This is a genomic window from Parapedobacter flavus (assembly GCF_035818675.1).
GTDB classification, from domain to species: Bacteria; Bacteroidota; Bacteroidia; order Sphingobacteriales; family Sphingobacteriaceae; genus Parapedobacter; species Parapedobacter flavus.
In genome coordinates this window covers 67,741-87,721 of the sequence record NZ_JAYKZZ010000022.1, presented here as the reverse complement: position 1 = coordinate 87,721, position 19,981 = coordinate 67,741, and the positions used below count along the sequence as shown (strand labels likewise).

The following is a 19,981-nucleotide window of genomic DNA, read 5'->3' as shown; positions in this document are numbered from 1 at the left end:
GTTTAATTTAAAATCATCAATGGGAAGATCGCAAGAGACATTCAGTAAAAAAGAAAACGCCAAGAAACGAAGACAGAAGAAAAAAGAAAAGGAGTTGCGCCGTGACGAAAAGCGGGAGTCCGCTGCATCCAGCAAAGGCAAAAGCTTAGATGAAATGCTTGCCTATGTGGATGAGAATGGCAACATCACGAATACCCCGCCCGATCCCAAGAAGCTCAAACCGGTGTCGGCAGAAGAAATCTTGATCAGCACGCCAAAACTCGAAGACCTCGAAGATGCCGACGGCATGCGTACCGGCCGTGTGGCGTACTACAATGAGTCGAAGGGCTATGGTTTCATTAATGACGGCATGACAGGCGAACGTATCTTCTTCCATGTCAATGATCTGACCGAACCTATTGCCGAAAACGACCGTATCGAATTTAACATCGTGAAAGGCCAACGTGGCCCGCAAGCGGCAGACGTCAAAAAAATCAGCTGAGCCGCGCCGCCAGCAGACGCTGTAGGAACAAAATATGCAACGTCAAATGCCAAAACCATTTGGCGTTTTTTTACTACGTTTGTGTTATGTCGGTAAACAAGGAAATCAAACGCATCACCACCCATACCATCCGGGAGATGAAAAGCCGTGGTGAAAAAATAGCGATGCTTACGGGGTACGATTATTCCATGGCCCGCGTACTGGATGATTCGGGCATCGATATCATTCTCGTGGGCGACTCGGCCGCCAATGTGATGGCTGGCTATGAAACCACCGTGCCCATCACACTCGAGGAGATGATGTACCATGCTTCTGCAGTGGTACGTGCCGCTAAGCGTGCGCTGGTGATCGTGGATCTGCCGTTCGGCTCCTACCAGGGCGACAGCAGCGACGCCCTGAAAGCTGCCGTGCGCGTAATGAAGGAAACGGGCGCCCATGGCCTCAAAGTGGAAGGTGGCATCGAAATACAGGAAACGGTGCAGCGTATCGTCAATGCGGGCATCCCCGTGATGGGCCACCTGGGTCTTACCCCGCAATCTATTTATAAATTCGGCACCTACACCGTACGGGCTAAAGAAGAAACCGAAGCCGAAAAACTCAAAACAGATGCCCAAATATTGGAAGATGCCGGCTGCTTTGGTCTGGTACTCGAGAAAATACCAGCGGCACTTGCAACCGCGGTAACGGGCACCATCGGCATTCCGACCATCGGCATCGGCGCAGGTGCCGGGTGCGACGGACAGGTACTTGTGGTGCATGATATGCTGGGTATCAATAAAGGATTCAAACCAAGGTTTCTACGCCAATATGCCAACCTATATGAGGAAATAGGCAATGCCGTGAGCAGCTACATCCGCGACGTCAAGTCGTCGGACTTCCCGAATGACAAGGAACAGTATTGAGTGCGACTTTGACTTTTCGTCAACAATTATCAAGCGCCGATTGTTAGCCTACCAAACACCGCTTGGCATCCCCAAGCGGGGCAATACACGCGCTTATGGATACTGTTGTTTTCGAAAACACCTTGCAAGCTTACCTTATCGTTATCGCCATCATCGTACTGGGCATATTGGTTGTCCGCCTGTTTAAACGTACCCTGCTGGTTTGGCTGAAAAGTGTGGTCCAAAAATCGATCACTACGTTCGATGATTTTTTAGTTCAGGGAATCGGCAACGCCTTTTTACCATTGCTGTATTTCGGGGTGGTCTACTTTGCCTTGAAAAGCCTGGTACTGCCCATGTGGCTAAATCGGGCGATCGACATCGCCGCCATGTTTTTATGGGTCTTCCTGATTACCCGGCTCATCATTTTTGCCATCCACTATTTCCTGAAGGAACATTTGAAACGGCGGGGCCGTGCAGCCACCGGTTTGCAGCAAATAAAAGGGATTACGCTGATTCTTTCCGTTATGATATGGATCGTAGCCATTCTTTTTTTCATCAGCAACCTGGGTTACAACGTGGCAACGTTATTAACCGGCCTTGGGATAGGTGGTATTGCAATTGCACTCGCTACGCAAAACATCATCGCCGACCTTTTCAATTATTTCGTGCTGTTTTTCGATCGCCCTTTTGAAATAGGCGACTTCATCGTGGTAGAAGACAAAAGCGGCACCATTGAATCAATCGGTATAAAAACCACGCGCGTTAGGGCGTTGACGGGGGAACAACTCGTTTTTTCAAATACGGACCTGACCAATTCGCGGCTTCACAATTTCAAACGGATGCAGCGACGGCGGATTGCTTTCACTACCGGTGTTACGTATAATACCCCGAAAGAGAAGCTGATAAAGATACCGCACATGATCCAAGAGGCGATTACGAGCCAACCGGAAACGCTTTTCGATCGCTCACACTTCTTGTCTTACGGCGATTTCAGCTTGGTGTTTGAAACGGTATATTTTGTACTCGATGATGATTTCAACAAATACATGGATATCAATCAGGCGATTAACCTGTTCCTTTATGATGCATTTGCAAAAGAGGGGATCACATTCGCCTACCCTACCCAAAGCCTGATCGTACGGAATTCGGCCATCGCGAACGAGTCTGCAGATGACGACGAGGCTAGCCCGTAATGGCCTGCCAAATCATATCTTTTAAGGCTTGGATATTTTTATTTGCTACCGACGAGATAAATACATAAGGTATTCCGGAAGGAACTTCAGCCTTCATCTCGGCCTCCAGTTCATCGTCGAGCATGTCAGCTTTGGTAACGGCTAGGATACGGGGTTTGTCTTTCAATTCGGGGTTGAACGCAATGAGCTCGCCCAATAGAATGTTATATTCTTCGGCAATGGTCCGGTCCGTATCGGCGGGCACCATGAACAACAGCACGGAATTACGTTCGATGTGGCGTAGGAATCGATATCCCAACCCCTTCCCTTCCGACGCTCCTTCGATGATACCGGGGATATCGGCCATAACAAACGACTTGTTGTCGCGATAGGAAACGATACCTAGGTTGGGCACCAATGTAGTAAAAGGATAGTCGGCTATTTCGGGCTTTGCGGCAGAGACCACGGAAAGCAACGTAGACTTCCCCGCGTTGGGGAACCCTACCAATCCCACATCAGCCAGCACTTTCAGTTCAAGGACCATCCATTGCTCCTTACCCGATTCGCCGGGCTGTGCATACCGCGGCGTCTGCTGTGTAGGGCTTTTGAAATGCCAGTTCCCTTGTCCGCCCCGCCCACCGGCGGTAAGCACTTTCACCTCACCGTCTTCGGTGATATCAAACAGCACTTCGTTGGTTTCGGCATCGCGCGCTACGGTACCCAGCGGTACTTCCAGCACTTCGTCCCTGCCATCGGCACCGGATTTCAGGGCACTGCCCCCGGGCTGGCCGTCATCGGCAATCACGTGCTTGCGGTACTTCAGGTGCAGCAACGTCCACAATTGCGCATTGCCCTTAAGGAAGACATGGCCGCCACGGCCGCCATCGCCGCCATCGGGACCGCCCTTGGAGGTAAACTTATCGCGATGCAAATGCGCAGAGCCCGCCCCGCCCTTACCGGAACGGCAGCATATCTTTACGTAGTCTACGAAATTTGACCCTTGTGCCACGCTTTACAATCAAACCAACGAGTCAACAACTCCGCCGATCTCGCTAAAAATAGCTTCAATGTCGCCGATTCCATTCACTTTGGTAAGTTTACCTTGTTGCTCATAATACGGCAATACGTGGATGGTTTTATTGAAGTACTCCTCAATACGTTTTTTCAACTTTTCGCTGTCGTCGTCGGCGCGGTTGCTGATGGCCTTACGTTTAGCAATACGCGCCGTCAATTCAGCTTCAGTAACGTCGAGTGCGATAACGCCGGTGATACTGGAATCCTTCGATTCCAGGAAGCGATCCAATGCCTCGGCTTGTGCCACCGTGCGGGGGAAACCATCGAAGATAAAACCCTTTGCCTGTGGGTTCTTATCGATCTCCTCCTCCAGCATGGCAATGGTAATGGAATCGGGCACCAATTCGCCGTCGGCAATTAACTTGCTCACACGCTGCCCCAATTCCGTCTGGTTGGCGATATGCGCCCGGAAAATATCGCCCGTGGAAATATGCACCAGTTCGTACCGGTCGATAAGCTTTTGCGATTGGGTTCCCTTCCCTGCTCCCGGAGGGCCAAATAAAACAAGGTTTAGCATCATATATCCGTAAAAAATAATAGCCTAACCGGTATGCTGATTAGGCTATATGAGTGAAACATGTGCGCTTGAAGGGAGTCGAACCCCTAACCTCCTGATCCGTAGTCAGGTGCTCTATCCAGTTAAGCTACAAGCGCATTCCCGATTCGGTTCGCAAAGATAGGAATCTGATTGATACCTGCGAAATATTTTTGGAAAAAATACCGGGTATGATCACCGGAATGGTATTAGTCCCCTGATTTTATTACCTTTAAAGCCAAACATATTCATCGTGTCAAACGTTAAACTCCTTATGGATTACAATAAAAGCCTAATCAAACGGCGTCGGATTCGCATCGGCGATATCAGTATCAGCTATTTATTGAAAGAAACCGAACCTACCAACCAAACCGTGGTATTTGTACACGGCTTCCCTTTTAATAAAAACATGTGGATACCGCAACTGGAAGGACTTCCTCCTACAGTTAGAGGCATCGCGATGGATGTGCGGGGCCACGGAAACAGCACCACGGGCCATGGCTTTTTCAGTGTGGATGTGTTCGCTAAAGACCTGCTGGTTTTTTTGCGGAAAATGGCGATCAAGCGCGCCGTGGTATGCGGGATTTCCATGGGTGGATACATCGCGCTCCGGGCATACCAGATCCAGCCCGACGCATTCGCCGGTTTAGTATTGTGCGACACCAACTCGCTTGCCGACGACAACACCGCGAAGCAAAAGCGGTTTGACACCATCCAGTCCGTGCTGAAAAATGGTAAACGGGCATTTTCCATCGGGTTCGTCAACAACGTATTCGGACAAAAGGCGCTATCGGAAAATCCGGAAGCCATCGACCTGATCAAAAGCAGTATCCGCCGGAACACGGAAAGCAGCATCTGCGCTACCCTACTGGCGCTCGCCTCGCGTACCGATACCACTGATAGCCTGCAAGAGATCACGGTACCCTCGCTGGTTGTCCGCGGTGCAGAAGACCGCGTTACCCCGCGCGAACAGTCCGATATCCTCGTATCCAAGATACCCGGGGCCACCTACCTGGAAATCCCCGATTGCGGCCATCTGCCCAATCTGGAAAATGCAACCCGCTTCAATATGGAGTTGATGGCGTTTCTCGACCAAATCGACGTGGTGTAACACGGCGGCCGTCAGGCCAATGTAAAAATCAACCAACGGATTGCATTTATGAGTAAGGGGCAGTACTTTGCGCTGTATTTCGCCTGTTACACCGGCATGAAGAAAACCATCAAACGTATGTTGTTAAGCTTGCTTATCGTCTTTACGGCGCTCGCCGTGGGGATCATGATATTTATCCGACAACCACCATTCGGCAGGGCCCCGCAGGGACAACGGCTGGAGCGGATTGAACAATCGCCCAACTATAAAGACGGGCGCTTCCAAAACCTCGAAGATACACCCGATCTGGCCGAAGGGGCAAATATGGTTACCGTGCTATGGAATTTCCTTTTTGCCAAGAAACCGCGGCAGATACCCGTGGATTCCATCCCTTCTGTTAAAACGGACCTCCATGGGCTCGATCCCGACACCGACATGCTCGTCTGGTTCGGCCATTCCTCGTACTTCATGCAGACGGCCGGCAAGAAATTCCTGGTAGACCCGGTGTTCAACGGCCATGCCTCCCCGGTGTCGTTCACTACGAAAAGCTTCCCCGGAACCACGGGGTACCACGTGTCGGATATGCCCGATATCGACTACCTTATCATCACGCACGACCATTGGGACCACCTCGACTACAACACCGTTAAACAGCTCCAACCCAAAGTGGGCCGCGTGGTCTGCCCCCTGGGCGTGGGTGCACACCTCGAATACTGGGGCTACCCGGCGGCAAAAATCGTGGAGCTTGACTGGCATGAGTCGACCGCACTGGCAGACGGGCTTACGCTGCGCGCCACCCCGGCACGCCACTTTTCGGGCCGCGGCTTTAAACGGAACGGCACGCTGTGGGCCTCGTTCGTATTGAATACGCCCACACAGCGCATATTCATCGGTGGCGACAGTGGCTACGGAACGCATTTTTCGCAAATCGGCGAACAATATGGACCATTTGACCTCGCCATCCTCGAAGACGGACAATACCACCCCCATTGGGTGTATATCCACACCCTACCCGAACAGGTTCTCCTTGCCGCACAAAACCTCGGGGCCAAGCGGGTACTGCCGGTGCACAATTCCAAATTCCCCTTGGCCATGCATGCATGGGATGACCCGCTCATCAAAATCACCGAAGCGAATAGTACAACGGGCTTGCCATTGCTTACGCCGATGATCGGCGAACCGGTGTACCTGCGAGATACCGCACAAACCTTTACACGGTGGTGGGAAGGCATCAATTGACGGAGATAACCATCCCCGAAAACCGTTATTTTCCAATTTCGTCCTGCGGGTTTCAAGGATTTACCCCTTAGTTTATGTACATTCGCCTTGATAAAATCCATCACTATGAACAAGGCCAATTGGATTCCCACCCGCAAAAGTACGTTGATTGCCGCAGGTGGAGTAATCATTGTCATCATCATCGCGTTGCTCCTTTGGAAGTACAGCCAATCGAACACCGTGAATGCCAACAACACCGCTTTCGCCAAATATGTAGAAGCCTATACCGCTGGTGTGGTATCTCGCGAAAGTACCATACGCGTACGGCTGGCATCACAGATAAGCACCTTTCAGCAAACCAACCAGGAAGACCAGCGCGAGCTCTTTTCCGTCGACCCCCATGTCAAAGGGAAGGTGTATTGGATAGACGCCCGTACCGTGGAGTTCAGGCCCGACGAGCAGCTGAAGCCGGGGCGTGAGTATAACGTCACCTTCCACCTCGATAAAGTGGCCGACGTAAGCAACGATCTAACCGATTTCGTCTTTAATTTCAAAGTCATCGAGCCATCGTATAATGTGGAAATCGACGGATTGACATCGCAGACAAACACCGCCACCGACCTGATGAAACTCACCGGACGCATTGTTTTTGCAGATGCGGAACAGCCGGAAGATATCGAGAAAATATTAACAGCAGCATCGCAGGAAGGTATATTGTACGATATCAAATGGCAGCATAACGTCCAAACACGACTATCTACCTTCGCTATCGACTCGATACCTAGGGGCGATGAGGCGCGCAGCCTTGTCATGAACTGGGATGGCCGTTCCATTACCGCTTCGAAAGCGGATGAAACAACCATCGAAATACCGGCCAAAGGTACATTCAAGGTATTGGATATCCGCGCGGTACACGAGCCAGAGCAATATGTACTGGTGCAATTCTCTGATCCCATCCTCGTTGCCCAACAGCTCAGCGGATTGATCGATATCGCGGACATGCAAGAACTTCGCTATACCATCGATGGCAGTGAAGTGAAAGCATATGCACCCGATCGGCTGGAGGGCGACTACGCCATCGCCGTGAACGAGGGAGTGGAAAACATCAACAATCAGAAAATAAAGGTAGCGTATGCCGCCAATGTCAATTTCGAAAACCGACTGCCCTCCGTCAGCATCCCCGGCCAAGGCTCCATCCTACCCGGTTCGGGAAAACTCACCATGCCCTTCGAGGCGGTAAACCTGCGGGCCGTGGATGTGACCATTGTCAAAATTTTTGAAAACAACGTGCCGCAATATTTCCAGCAGACCTACGACAGCAAATACGAATTGCGGCGCGTAGCCCGGCCCGTGGTGCAGAAGACCATCGCACTCGATACCGACAAGAGCATAAACCTGCACCGAAAAAACCGCTTTTCGCTGGACATCGACCAGCTACTCAAAGCCGAGCCAGGGGCTATCTATCGTGTACTGATCGGATTCCGCCACAGCTACTCCGTGTACCCGTGCAGCGATGCGGATGCCGAAGCCATCGCCGAGGCCGAGGAGCAGCAACGCAGCTATTATTACGGCGACCCGATTGATGATGAGGACGAGTTTTGGGGGCGGTACAATAGTTATTATCCGTATGATTACGACTGGGATGAACGCGATAACCCTTGCCACAGTGCCTACTACACCACCGGGCGTTGGGCCAGCCGCGACATGCTGGCATCGAACATCGGGCTCATTGCCAAGCGCGGCAACGATAACAGCATAAACGTCATCACCACCAGTATCCTCACCGCACAATCGATGGCAGATGTGGAAGTGACGCTGCTCGACTACCAACAGCAGGTGATCCAAACCGCTACCACAAACGCCGACGGGTTTGCTAAAGTGGAAGTACCCCGAAAGCCTTTCATGCTTATCGCCGCCAAAAACGAAGAGCGTGGATACCTTAAGCTGGACGACGGCTCGTCCTTGCCGTTGAGTCGCTTTGACGTAGGCGGCGATGTGGTGCAGAAGGGCATCAAAGGGTTTATTTACGGCGAGCGTGGCGTATGGCGGCCGGGCGACTCCCTGTTTGTGGGTTTCATCATGGAAAACCAATCGGCCGACCTCCCGGAAGGGCACCCCGTTACCTTCGAACTGTACAACCCTAAAGGACAGCTCAACAAGCGCCTGGTAGAATCAACGCATACCAATGGGTTCTATACGTTCAAAACGAAAACGGAAACTACCGCCCCCACAGGCAACTGGGTTGCTAAAGTGAGTGTGGGCGGTGCGGTATTCCAAAAGACGCTGAAAATCGAGACCATTATGCCCAACCGGCTGAAAATCGATCTCGATTTCGGCGACAAAGCCGTACTGAGTAAAGGAAGTGCGGTGCCCGTCAACCTTTCTGCGAAATGGCTGTTCGGTGCCGAGGTGCAAGGGCTCAAAGCCCGCGTGGAGGCTGTGGTAACTCCAGTAAGGACTACCTTTGATGACTACCGTACCTATACGTTTGACGACCCAACGCGCAGCTTCGCGAGGGAAAGCGAAATCCTCTTCGACGGCACGCTCGATGCCACCGGAAAGGCTGCTTTTTCGGCCGACATCACCGGGACAAACGGCACGCCCGGCATGCTCCGCGCGAGCTTCACCACCCGTGTATTCGAACCGGGCGGCAATTTCAGTATCGACAACGTGAGCATGCCGTACAGTCCGTATACGAGCTACATTGGCGTGCGCACGCCCGAGGGCGACCGCCTATCGGGGAGGCTGCTTACCGATGTAGGCCATGCCGTTGACATTGTGGGTGTAGACGCTACCGGAAAGAAAATAACGGGGCGGCGCCGCGTACAGGTAGAATTCTACAAAATACGGTGGCGTTGGTGGTGGAACCAGGAAGACGAATACCTCGGTAACTTCACGCAGGATAAATACAACCAACTGCTCAAAAAAGAGACCATCACCCTCGAAAACGGCGCCGGCAAATGGAACATCCGCGTGAACTACCCCGACTGGGGTCGCTACCTAGTGCGCGTGGTGGACCTCGAAAGCGGCCACGCCACGGGAAAAACCCTCTACATCGACTGGCCCGGATGGGCACAACGTGAACAACAGAACAACCCTACAGAGGCCTCCATGCTATCATTCACGGCCGACAAGGAAACCTACCACGCGGGTGAGAAGGTTACCCTCACCATTCCCTCTTCGGCCGGCGGCCGTGGGCTCATCAGCATCGAAAATGGAAGTCGCGTATTGAAGAGCTGGTGGATAGATACCGAACAGGGGCAAACCGTGCACAGCTTCGAGGCCACCGAAGAGATGGCCCCCAATGTGTTTGTGAATGTAACCCTCCTGCAACCACACCAACAAACGGCCAACGACCTGCCCATACGGATGTATGGCGTGATACCATTGCTCATCGAAAATCCGAAAACGATTCTCAAACCACAGATCGATATCGCTGAAACACTCCGCCCGGAGACCGAATCGCGCATCTCCGTATCCGAATCCAACGGCAAGGCCATGACCTACACCATTGCCATAGTAGACGAGGGGCTACTCGATCTTACCCGTTTCAAGACGCCGGATCCACATGCGAGCTTCTACGCCCGGGAAGCGCTGGGTGTAAACTCGTGGGATCTGTTTGACCAGGTGCTCGGCGCCTGGGGCGGCGACCTGGAGCGGATACTCAGTATCGGCGGCGACGGCGAAATCGACCGCAACGTTAATCCCGCGAAGGCGAATAGATTCCAGCCGGTGGTCAAATTCCTGGGGCCCTTTACGCTGGGCAAGGGCCGCACCAACACCCATAACTTCACGTTACCGCAATACGTCGGTTCCGTAAGGGCCATGGTCATCGCCGGACAGGATGGCGCCTACGGCTTTGCTGAGAAAGCCGTAGCCGTGAAAAAGCCACTGATGCTGCTGGCGACCCTGCCGCGCGTAATCGGACCGAGGGAAACGTTCAAGCTACCACTGACGGTCTTCGCCATGGAAGACCAAGTGAAACAGGTGAGCATCGATGTGACCGCTTCGGGTGGCCTTGCCATTCAGGGGGGAAAACAGACGCTGACTTTCGCCAAACCCGGTGAGCAGATGGCCTATGCCACGGTAACCGTGGGCAACGAAACCGGCGTGGGCAAGCTCCGTGCGGTAGCGAAAAGCGGCTCAGAAACGGCAGTGTATGAAATAGAAATCGATATCCGAAACCCCAACCCGTTCATCACTTCGGTGGATAAAGATGAAATAGCAGGTAATGGGTCGTGGCAACAGGCCATGGAGCCCCTTGGGCCGGGCAATGGCAATACCGCCTCGGTGGAGGTATCGTCCCTTCCACCCATCAACCTCTCCAAACGGCTGAATTACCTGATCCGATACCCCTACGGGTGCCTGGAGCAGGTGACATCCAGCGTATTCCCGCAGCTGATGTTGGATAGACTGGTCGAACTGAAAGACCGGGACAAAGCCGCCATCGAGCGAAATATCAAAGCGGGAATTAACAGGCTGCGCAATTACCAGCTGCCCAATGGCGGACTGGGCTACTGGCCAGGAGCCACAAACGTAAATGAATGGAGCACGAACTATGCAGGTCATTTCCTTTTGGAGGCACAAGCCAAGGGATATACGCTCCCCGCCGGATTCCTCGACAGCTGGCTTCGCTACCAGCGCGGTGCTGCACAGGGATGGGCGCCCGACCAATACAATTGGCGGGGGGGCGACCTGCTGCAGGCGTACCGGCTCTACTTGCTGGCCTTGGCGAAAGCTCCTGAAATGGGGGCGATGAACCGACTCAAGGAATTCCCCTACCTATCGGACGAGGCCGCCTGGCGACTTGCCGCCGCCTATCAACTGGCTGGCCAGGGTATTGTGGCTAGCCAGCTGGTGAAAGGCCGCAATACCGATGTAAAGGCTTATGAACACGCCGGACGCACCTTCGGGTCGGCGCTGCGTGACCGCGCGATGATTCTCGAAACACTCGACCTGATGGGACGCCACGAGGAGGCCGAACGCATGCTGCTGTCCGTCGCATCGGGGCTCGACAACGATCGGTGGTACAGCACGCAGACCACCGCTTATGCGCTACTGGCGATCGGCAAGTTCGGTGGCAGTGAACAACGGAAGAATAGCTTCGACTACACCCTCAACGGCGAATCGGCCAGCGTGAATGCCGACACGTACTTATACCGGATTGATGTGGACCTGAGCAAGCCAGACCGTACGCTGCGTATCCAGAACAAGGGAACGAATAAGCTATACGTCCGTATCATCCGTGAAGGCCAGCTGCCCGTGGGCGAAAATCCACCCGTGCGCAATAACCCCGAGCTGCTCACCATGGGCGTACAATACACAAACCTGCAGGGTGAGCCAATAGACCCGGTGGCCCTGCCTCAAGGAACGGATTTCGTAGCCGCGGTGACGCTGAAGAACACGGGGAGCATGGGTACCTACGAGCATATGGCGCTCGCGCAGATTTTCCCGTCGGGATGGGAGATTATCAACACACGGCTGAACAACACCCAGTCGGCCGTGAGTTCATCCCCGTCTACTTACCTGGATATCCGCGATGACCGCGTGCTTACCCATTTCAACATCAGGGAGAATGAAACACTGACCTACCGCGTGCTATTGAATGCCTCTTATATCGGCCGGTATTTCTTGCCAGCGGTAAGCGTAGAGGCTATGTATGACAATCGGATACAAGCAACAACACCCGGTCAGTGGGTGGAGGTAGGTGATTATTGATGATCAACTACCCCTTACGTAAAGCTTCCTCGATCAATTCGCCGTAAAATGCGGTTTCGGTCATTCCAGCCGCGCGCACCTGCTGTGGGATGAAGCTCTGTGCCGTTTGGCCGGGGATGGTGTTGATCTCAATGAAATAAAACCGATCACTGCTGCGTTCAAGGAAGAAGTCTACCCGCACCATCCCTTTGCAATTGAGACGGGTGTAAATGGCCTTTACGACGCGATCTATACGGTCACGCTGCTCAGCGGTGAGTTCAGCGGGAGTTATTTCCTGGGTCTGTCCATCGATATATTTCGCTTCGAAGTCGAAAAACTCGCGCTCGGTGATGACCTCCGAGGCCGGCAACACCACCAACTCGCCTGCGCTACGATATATGCCCACGGAAAATTCCCTTCCATCCACAAACTCTTCCACGATGACTTGGTTGCCCGTGTTCTCCGCATCGAATGCTTTGTCGATCGCGTCGGCAAGCTCGGCATCCACTTTAACCTTGGTCATCCCGATACTGCTCCCCCCGGCATTGGGCTTAACGAAATACGGCAACGACAACGCCTCACGCACCATATCGACAGCAGAGCCGCGTTGCGATGCAAACAATTGGACGGAATGAGCCACATGCAGGTCGGAGATGCCAGCCAGTACCGCTTTAGTATATGCTTTGTTCATCGTCAGCGCCGACGTCAGGGCATCACACGAGGTATAGGGCAAACCCACCATGTCTAAATACCCCTGAAGGCGGCCATCTTCACCCGGAGACCCGTGCAACATAATGAAAGCTAAATCGAAACGTATGGTATCGCCATCCATGGAGAGGCTAAAGTCGTCGCGGTTAACAGGATACGGCACCCCGTTTTCGCCCACATGGAACCAGCTGTCGGTGGTAATCGTAATAAGGTAAACATCGTACAACGACTTATCCAATTGCTGGAAAACAAAATCCGCGCTCTTCAGCGAAACCTCGGCCTCTGCGGTGTAGCCGCCGGTAACTAATGCGATGCGTATGCTCATGATTGAGCAAACATAGCTAACTTGCAGATTATATACAAGATGGAAAAGCGAGCTCGGGATAAAAATATATTTGCTATGCCCGGAAAAACAAATAATTTTGTGCGATATATGCGGTATTCATTTAGGATAACTAAACAATGGCGCTAATATTGCTCTGCACGGGTGGGAATGCACAGGGCGTGCGAAAATGCTAAGACTTAACAATGGTAAAATTTTTCAACTATTTGCGAACCGACACCTTCAGGAAGAATCTCATCGGCGCCATTATCGGCCTGACCGTTCTTCTCCTGCTCATCATATTCGGCCTCAACACCTATACACGCCACAACGAATCGATAGCAGTGCCCGACCTACGGGGAATACCAATTCACGAGGCCGTGGAAAAATTGCAAGCCGACGGCTTCGAATACGACCTCGATTCGGTTTACCAAGTAGATGCGACGCCAGGGCTCGTTATCGAACAAGACCCCGACCCGGCAACGAAAGTAAAGAAAAACCGCACCCTTTACCTCACCATTATTACCCGCGTGGCGCCCGAAGTAGCTTTCCCCGACCTGATTGAGAAAACCTTCGTGGAAGCACGTGCCGTGCTCAATAGTTACGGTATTAAACTGGGCGACACCACTTATATTCCCGATATTGCCGAAAACGTGGTGCTAGATGTCAAGTTTGGCAACGAACGGCTCAATGCGGGGCGTCCTATCCCCAAAGGATCGACGGTAGATCTCGTGCTGGGTGACGGCCGCGGACCAAGCGAAATACAGGTGCCTGACCTGACTGGACTCACACTTGAACAGGCGAGATTTGCGTTGCAGGGCAATTCGCTGTCGCTGGGCGCTGTCAACTACATGGGGTTGGTAACGGATACCGCTGGCGCAACCATCATTTCACAAACACCAACGCCCACCGACCCGAAAGTCAGTATCGGTACACCAATCAATGTTGCGCTTACGAATCAACAATAAATGACTCGCGGTAGTGAACCCGCAGACCAAAACAACATGAACAAAAAGAAGAAAGGCATATTCATTACACTGGGAATCGTTGCCGTCGTTGTACTCGCAATAGGTGGCGCCATTGCGTATAAGTATTACCGGTCTTTTTTTGCTCCGAATGTGACCGCGAATGCCGAATATCTATATATCTACACACATTGGGGTTTTGAAGACGTGATGACCAGTATAGCGGAATTGCAGGCCGTCGAAGATACGGCTACTTTGCGATGGGCAGCTACGAAAATGGATTATCCCGCTCGCGTGAAGCCGGGAAAATACAAACTGGACAGGGGTATGAATAACCGGGCACTGATTAACAGGCTTGGTGGTGGTTTCCAAGAACCGGTAAAGCTCCGCTTCGAGAACGTACGGCTCAAGGAAAATTTGGCGAGTATACTGGCAAAACAGTTGGAGCCCGATTCCATTGCTTTTATCAACCTAATGAATAATGATAGCCTAGCCGCACGTTACGGATTCGACACCGATAATTTTTTCAGCATGTTCGTGCCCAACACCTACGAATTTTATTGGAATACATCCATCGACCAATTTGCCGAGCGGATGCATAACGAATATGAGAAATTCTGGACCGACGAACGCAGAAAGAAAGCCGAGGCCGTCAACCTCAATCCGCAAGAAGTAGCTGTACTCGCCGCTATCGTGAAAGGCGAGGCACTGCATACCGACGAAATGCCCACTATTGCTGGACTGTATCTCAACCGGTTGAGGAAAGGCATGCTGCTACAGGCCGACCCAACCGTTATTTTTGCCAACAACGATTTTACGATACGGCGCGTGCTCTACCGCCATCTGCGCACCGACTCGCCATACAACACGTACTTGTATCGTGGATTACCGCCGGGTCCGATTATGATGCCTAGTATTGCGGCTATCGACGCTGTATTGAATTACAAACAACACGACTATATTTACATGTGTGCCAAGGATGATTTTTCGGGCTACCATAATTTCGCGGTAACGCAAGCCGAACATAACATCAATGCGCGCAAATTCCAACAAGCGCTCAATGAGCGAAACATCAAGCGCTAATGTATACGTTTGAAACAACCGTACGGGTTCGATACGCCGAGACCGACCAAATGGGGTACGTCTATTACGGCAATTATGCAGCTTTTTACGAAGTTGGGCGCGTGGAACTCTTCCGCAGCCTCGGCTTTTCATATAAGGCATTGGAAGATCGTGGGGTGATGATGCCCGTCCTCGAGCTGTATTCCCGCTTTCTGAAGCCCTCCCGGTATGATGAGGAAATCACCGTACGCACACATTTAAAAGAAAAACCTGGCGTCAAAATCCGCTTCGAATACGAATTGCTTAACCAACAGCGTGAATTACTCAACACAGGCAGCACCACATTGGTTTTCGTAGATATGAAACGCAATAAGCCGTGCGTAGCGCCACCCGATTTTATGGAGCGGTTGGCAGCGTATTTCGATTGAGCAATGAACTGGATTCATAATACCTTAATTAAATTCAGACCCTATTTCCATTTTATCGAATGGACCAAGGTTATTGTATTGCCAGGATTCGGTGCGTTGCCATTATATACCGTGGCCACTTTTTTTTTCCAAGAGATCGCGCGCGAGTCCATCCTCAACAAAGCATCTTCACTGGCTTACAACTTTATGTTGGCCATTTTCCCGGGCATCATCTTCCTATTTACGCTCATCCCCTATATCCCGATAGACAATTTTCAGGAAAAGCTACTGGACTTCATGGAGGTAGTCATACCCGAAAACGCGTTCCTTACGGTAGAGTCAACCCTGGAAGATATTGTGAAAAATCAAAATAGCGGACTGCTCTCCGTCGGTTTTATCCTGGCGACCTTTTTCGCCACCAATGGTGTCAGTTCGTTGATGCTTGCCTTTAACAAGGCGTCACTGCTTATCGAAAGCCGCAGTTGGGGCCAACAGCGGTTGGTCGCCATTGGATTGACACTCATGATTATCATTGCACTAGCGGTGGGCATGACCATCTTCACCGCTGCAGGGTATGTGGTGGGATACCTCCGGCAAAATATCGCGATCAATGCTGCTTTCTGGAGCTTCGTGATTGCGGCTGCCCGATGGTTTATCCTCTTTGGAATCTATTTTCTCACCGTAAGCATCCTCTACAAATTCGGTCCCGCCGCATCGCGAAAATGGAAATTGTTCAGCCCCGGCGCCATGCTGGCGACCATCCTCGCCATATTGACGTTTTCTGGGTTTGCTTTCTACATCAACAACTTCAACGCTTACAATAAGCTTTATGGCTCAATCGGTACGCTAATCGTCATCATGATTTGGCTGTACCTCAATTCTCTTATCCTACTTGTAGGTTTTGAATTGAACGCCAGCATTGCCCTCTCGAAACAAAGTATCAAGATTGTACGACCGCGTGCTTTCAACACCTTCAAATCGGACGAAGCCACAGAAAAACCTGCTGAATCGGCCAAGGGAAAGGTTCATCGTAATTAAACTTTTTGCCAATAATGAGATTTTAATCTATTTTTGCTGACAAGCGCCGACCTATATATCGGCGGCTAAGGGGCTGCTTAACCATGAAGCAAAACAAACAACATACGCCGACAGCACGAATCCTATTATTGTGTAGTTTCATCATTTTGTTTCTTTTTATTGGGTCGGTCTTCATTTATCAGTATGGCCAATACCGAAAACTTGAACGTCGGTTAACAACGGCGTATCAAACGCGGAAAGCGGGATCGGACAACCTAAACTACTTGTTTTCCACCTACAGCGAAGCAGAAAATGCCTTCCGCTTATATACGCTAGAATTTAGCGATAGTAGTTATATAGGATACCTAACGAAACTCAATTTACTCAAAAGCTTTGTAGACTCGCTGGCGTCACAACGGGGTTCAGGAAATCCGTTGAATAACCCGACACTGAAGGTTGAGGACCAGCAGCGGATAGCCATGGAGTTTGCCTCGCTCAAAAAAAGGCTCGACCGCCTGGTATTCCACACCCATGATTCGCTGAGCATACTGAGTAAGCACACCCACGTCAAACCGCCCTCGGCTGTCCGGATTGAATCGGTCGTAGACAACGTATTGCGCGATACGACGACCAATATTACAAAAGACACCATTGTAAGAAAAAGACCGGGGTTACTCAAACGGATTTTCAATACCAAAGACGACACCATCGTTATAGCCACTGAACACAACAGCGTGGATGTGGAACGTATTGCACTACTACGCGACAATTTATCTACGGCACAGTCCAACCTCGAAAGGTCCTACTTGAACAATATTATGGATCTCCGGCAGACGTTCAGTCAACTGCAGGAAAAAGAAAGGCAGCTCATCACGACCAATATCGACTTACTGAACAAACTCAAGGAAAGTATGGAGATTGTCCGGACACTTGATGTGTATACGTTGCGCAAAGCGGAGGAACGCGATTTTTCGCTCTACAAAGAAAACATCAAATTATTTGGCACGCAGTTGATTTTCGCATTGATATTGATGTTCATTATGATTGTGGCATTGGTCTACTATCAGTTCTATGCCCGTTCATACGAACGCCGATTGCATGTGGAAAAAGATTATGCAGCCAACCTGGCCGAAGAGAAAACCAGCGTGTTGGCAAACATCAGCCACGAAATCCGCACCCCGCTCAATTCCCTGTTGGGTGTTATTGACCTGCTAAAAAGCAGGACAATATCCGATTCGGCCGATGAAAAACTTATCGATTCGGTATATTATAACATCAACCTCATCAGCAACAATATTACCGATATATTGAGCCTAAGCAAACTCGAGGCAACCCATAAAAGCAACATTGCAAAAGATTATTTTTCACCGAACCGGTCTTTCCAAGATGTGGTAGCCCTGCACAGCAATCAGGCCGAATTGAAAAACTTGCAGTTGCATACCGAAATCGAAATCGACCCGCTACTGACTTTGCTGAGTAACGAATTCAGGATACGTCAAATCGCTTCCAACTTTTTGAGTAATGCCATAAAGTATACCCAGAAAGGCGATATCACGTTCAGGGCATCGTTATTCCGTAAAGGTAACGACTCCAACTTGCACCTCGAAGTCGAAGATAGCGGCATAGGTATCAGTGAAAAGCACCGCCGCCAAGTATTCCGCAAATATTTTACGGCTAATCCGAATTCAGGGGGAATCGGCTTGGGACTATATATATCCAAAATCATGGCCCAGGAGCTGGATGGAACCATCGGATTGAAAAACAAACCTACCAAAGGCGCTATTTTCTTTGCTGACATCCCTTTCTCGGATAGCAAGATGGAAACACAAGAGCACCGGAAAGCTCAGCTTGCCGATCTGCCTACGGACCTCCGCTTACTCGTTGTGGACGACAACCCTATCAACATCCTACTTATGAGACAGTTTTTCAAGGACGTGGGTAGCATTCACACCGTCAATAGTGGCGAAGATGCGCTTGTTTTCCTCGATAGCCACGCCGTCGACCTCGTAATCACCGATATTAACATGCCCGGCATGAGCGGCGTAAAGCTGCTCGAAAAAATCCGTGCGGAGGAACGGTTCAACACCGTCCGCGTGTTGGCTATTTCTGCCGACATGTCTACCCTGAAATACGCGGAAGAGGCACACGTCGAGGCGTTCTTCGATGGTTTCATTGAAAAGCCTTTTACCGAGACCGAAATTGTAAAAGCAATCACAGCGGCGCTTTCCGGCAAAACGTAATTAAACCGATTAGGGGTGTTCAATCGGCAATACCATGCTGGTGTCCGCAGGCTCCCCCTCCATGTCAGGCGCCGGCTCACTTTCCGGCGCTTTGTCAATCAGCTCCATGAACTGGTCGAGCTTGGGCGTAATAATAATCTGCGTACGGCGGTTGCGCGTTTTGCCACTTTCCGTCGCATTACTGGCAATGGTATTGTATTCGCCGCGCCCGGCTGCGGTAAGGCGCTTGGGATCCACTCCATAATCTTCTTGTAAGGCCTGAACAACGGATGAACCGCGCAACGCGCTCAAATCCCAATTGTTGCGAATATTTGGCTTCGAGATCGGCACATTGTCGGTATTGCCCTCCACAAGCACGTCGTAGTCTTCATAGTCCATGATGATCTTCGCAATCTTACTAAGCGTCTCCCCTGCCTTGTCGGATATTTCATAGCTTCCCGACTTATAAAGCATGTTGTCCGATAAGGAGATATACACCACCCCCTTCAGCACCTGCACGTCTACATCCTGCATCTCCTCGCGGCTCAGTGAGCGCGTCAACCGGTTGGTAAGCACCAGATTCAGCGAATCGCTCTTATTCTTGGTATTCACCAAATGCTGGATATACCGGTTAGATGCATTGATTTCATCGACCAGTTTGGAAATATTCACATTTCCTTGATTGGAAGAGGTAAGACATTTATTAAGCGCTTCCTGCAGTGCCGCCACATTCGAACGCTCGGAAGCGATTTGGTCCTCCAGGCTTTTCGCCCGAGTATTTACGGACGATAATTGCTGTTGGGCGTCCTGATAGCGCTTGCTCAGCTCCTGTTCTTTGCGCTGCATTTCGTCGTAATTTGCTTGCAACGAACGGTATTTCTTGTTGCTAACGCAGCTGGGCAACAGCAATGCGGCGGAAACCAAAGCCAACACCGCATATATTGATAATTGTTTCATAACCCTATTCTCCTTTCGTTATTCAATACTCCTAATTATATGTATGCGAACATAATGCCAAAAAACAAGATTCGTCCCTTATGGTGTTGTTGAGCTTATAAAGCATTTTCGTATAAGGGTCGGAATCCCAACGCTGTGAAAGTTGACGCTGCGTTATCAACTCTGCCTTAAAT

Annotated in this window: 15 protein-coding genes and 1 tRNA gene; 11 read left to right on the top strand and 5 right to left on the bottom strand. The window is 51.0% G+C overall.

Annotated elements, in window-relative coordinates:
- The first annotated feature begins 19 nt into the window (after positions 1-19).
- The 3 genes from U9S71_RS17250 to U9S71_RS17240 all read left to right on the top strand — a co-directional run bounded on the left by U9S71_RS17250 (position 20) and on the right by U9S71_RS17240 (position 2,558).
- Positions 20-481 (top strand): cold-shock protein, encoded by a 462-nt coding sequence (locus tag U9S71_RS17250; RefSeq protein WP_326328907.1) that lies wholly within the window; start codon positions 20-22, stop codon positions 479-481.
- Positions 482-567: 86 nt separating this feature from the next.
- Positions 568-1,383 carry a 3-methyl-2-oxobutanoate hydroxymethyltransferase gene (gene panB / locus U9S71_RS17245; RefSeq protein WP_326328906.1) on the top strand — a complete coding sequence of 272 codons (816 nt, stop codon included), beginning with the start codon at positions 568-570 and terminating at the stop codon, positions 1,381-1,383.
- A 95-nt stretch (positions 1,384-1,478) separates the two neighbouring features.
- Positions 1,479-2,558, top strand: coding sequence for a mechanosensitive ion channel family protein (locus U9S71_RS17240; RefSeq protein WP_326328905.1), 1,080 nt, complete (start codon positions 1,479-1,481; stop codon positions 2,556-2,558).
- Here U9S71_RS17240 and obgE read toward each other — a convergent pair.
- The 3 genes from obgE to U9S71_RS17225 form a co-directional block, all read right to left on the bottom strand.
- Positions 2,548-3,546, bottom strand: a complete 999-nt coding sequence (obgE, locus tag U9S71_RS17235) for a GTPase ObgE (protein ID WP_326328903.1) — start codon at positions 3,544-3,546, stop codon at positions 2,548-2,550. The genes U9S71_RS17240 and obgE overlap by 11 nt on opposite strands.
- Before the next feature lie 9 nt (positions 3,547-3,555).
- On the bottom strand, positions 3,556-4,128 hold the full coding sequence (locus U9S71_RS17230) for an adenylate kinase (RefSeq protein WP_326329010.1): 573 nt from the start codon (positions 4,126-4,128) through the stop codon (positions 3,556-3,558).
- Positions 4,129-4,191: 63 nt separating this feature from the next.
- Positions 4,192-4,265 (bottom strand) — tRNA-Arg (locus U9S71_RS17225).
- A gap of 155 nt (positions 4,266-4,420) precedes the next feature.
- On the opposite strand from U9S71_RS17225, the gene U9S71_RS17220 reads away from it, so the two are divergent.
- From U9S71_RS17220 to U9S71_RS17210, 3 genes are all read left to right on the top strand, one after another.
- A complete protein-coding gene (locus U9S71_RS17220) occupies positions 4,421-5,257 on the top strand; it encodes an alpha/beta fold hydrolase (RefSeq protein ID WP_326328902.1) in 837 nt (278 codons plus the stop codon).
- Positions 5,258-5,305: 48 nt separating this feature from the next.
- Positions 5,306-6,475: an MBL fold metallo-hydrolase gene (locus U9S71_RS17215; protein WP_326328901.1), complete on the top strand. Its 1,170-nt coding sequence runs from the start codon at positions 5,306-5,308 to the stop codon at positions 6,473-6,475.
- Positions 6,476-6,580: 105 nt separating this feature from the next.
- The gene (locus tag U9S71_RS17210) at positions 6,581-12,172 is read left to right on the top strand and encodes an MG2 domain-containing protein (RefSeq protein WP_326328900.1); all 5,592 of its coding nucleotides are present in this window, start codon (positions 6,581-6,583) and stop codon (positions 12,170-12,172) included.
- A gap of 7 nt (positions 12,173-12,179) precedes the next feature.
- Here U9S71_RS17210 and U9S71_RS17205 read toward each other — a convergent pair whose 3' ends face one another.
- Positions 12,180-13,184, bottom strand: coding sequence for a D-alanine--D-alanine ligase (locus tag U9S71_RS17205; protein ID WP_326328898.1), 1,005 nt, complete (start codon positions 13,182-13,184; stop codon positions 12,180-12,182).
- Positions 13,185-13,387: 203 nt separating this feature from the next.
- On the opposite strand from U9S71_RS17205, the gene U9S71_RS17200 reads away from it, so the two are divergent.
- The 5 genes from U9S71_RS17200 to U9S71_RS17180 all read left to right on the top strand — a co-directional run bounded on the left by U9S71_RS17200 (position 13,388) and on the right by U9S71_RS17180 (position 18,872).
- Complete coding sequence (locus tag U9S71_RS17200; protein ID WP_326328896.1) at positions 13,388-14,149, top strand: PASTA domain-containing protein; 762 nt, start codon at positions 13,388-13,390, stop codon at positions 14,147-14,149.
- Between the two features lie 36 nt (positions 14,150-14,185).
- The gene (gene mltG / locus U9S71_RS17195) at positions 14,186-15,229 is read left to right on the top strand and encodes an endolytic transglycosylase MltG (protein WP_326328894.1); all 1,044 of its coding nucleotides are present in this window, start codon (positions 14,186-14,188) and stop codon (positions 15,227-15,229) included.
- Positions 15,229-15,636 (top strand): acyl-CoA thioesterase, encoded by a 408-nt coding sequence (locus U9S71_RS17190; protein ID WP_326328892.1) that lies wholly within the window; start codon positions 15,229-15,231, stop codon positions 15,634-15,636. Before mltG ends, U9S71_RS17190 begins: the two co-directional genes overlap by 1 nt.
- 3 nt (positions 15,637-15,639) lie before the next feature.
- Positions 15,640-16,653 (top strand): YihY/virulence factor BrkB family protein, encoded by a 1,014-nt coding sequence (locus tag U9S71_RS17185; RefSeq protein WP_326328891.1) that lies wholly within the window; start codon positions 15,640-15,642, stop codon positions 16,651-16,653.
- 83 nt (positions 16,654-16,736) lie between these two features.
- Positions 16,737-18,872 (top strand): response regulator, encoded by a 2,136-nt coding sequence (locus U9S71_RS17180; RefSeq protein ID WP_326328890.1) that lies wholly within the window; start codon positions 16,737-16,739, stop codon positions 18,870-18,872.
- 9 nt (positions 18,873-18,881) lie between these two features.
- Here the strand turns inward: U9S71_RS17180 and U9S71_RS17175 are convergent, their stop codons facing one another.
- Positions 18,882-19,808, bottom strand: coding sequence for an OmpA family protein (locus tag U9S71_RS17175; protein ID WP_326328889.1), 927 nt, complete (start codon positions 19,806-19,808; stop codon positions 18,882-18,884).
- Positions 19,809-19,981: the final 173 nt, after the last annotated feature.